The organism is Xanthomonas maliensis (assembly GCF_009192945.1).
In the GTDB taxonomy this organism is placed as follows: Bacteria; Pseudomonadota; Gammaproteobacteria; order Xanthomonadales; family Xanthomonadaceae; genus Xanthomonas; species Xanthomonas maliensis.
Genome location: NZ_NSET01000096.1, coordinates 1 through 655 on the forward strand (window position 1 = coordinate 1; position 655 = coordinate 655).

At 73.7% G+C, this 655-nt stretch carries 1 protein-coding gene; it reads right to left on the reverse strand.

Features of this window, described 5'->3' with window-relative positions; genetic code table 11:
* A partial coding sequence (locus CKY51_RS21530; RefSeq protein WP_152249956.1) for a DUF2345 domain-containing protein occupies positions 1–655 on the reverse strand: 655 nt, incomplete at both ends.

Genomic DNA, 655 nt, shown 5'->3' on the forward strand with positions numbered 1-655 from the left:
GTCGGCCCCACAAACGACTTCTTGCTGGCATGCACGGCGATATTGCCCGGGCAGGCAATCGTGATGTTGCCGCCTTCGATGGTCAGGCTGGCGCCGCCGGCGGTGGCCAGGTGGACGGTCTTTCCGGCGGCCAGTTCCAGTTGGGCGTTGGCGCTGACCAGCTGCAGGCCTTGCTTGGCCTGCATGCGGATGGCATCGCTCTGCGCCTGCAGCTCCAGCGGGCCTTCGCCGGCGACCACGCTCAGGCTGTGGGCCTCGCTCTGGCCGCCTTCGACGGCGGCGGCCAGCAGGCCGATCGCCTGGCCGCTGTGCAGGCGGGCGTTGCCGGCCACGGCGGTCTCGCTGTGCTGGCCGCTGGCCAGGGTCAGCGTCTCGCCCACGCTCCAGCTCAGCGCCTGCCCGGCCACCAGGCCGATGCCGGCCGGCGAGGCCAGGCCCAGCAGGGCGTCGCCGGTGTGCGGCAGGCGATCCTGGCCGGGGGCGGTGCTGCGCTCGCGCGCCGCCGCCTGGGCCTCATCGAAGGCCGTGCCGGGGACGGCCGTGCTGGCACTGGTGCGCAAGGCGGTCAGCGGGGCCTGGTCGGGCACCAGCTGGGAGGCATTGGCCTGGCGCACGCCTTCGTGGGCGGCCAGCTTGACCGTGGCATGGGTGCCGG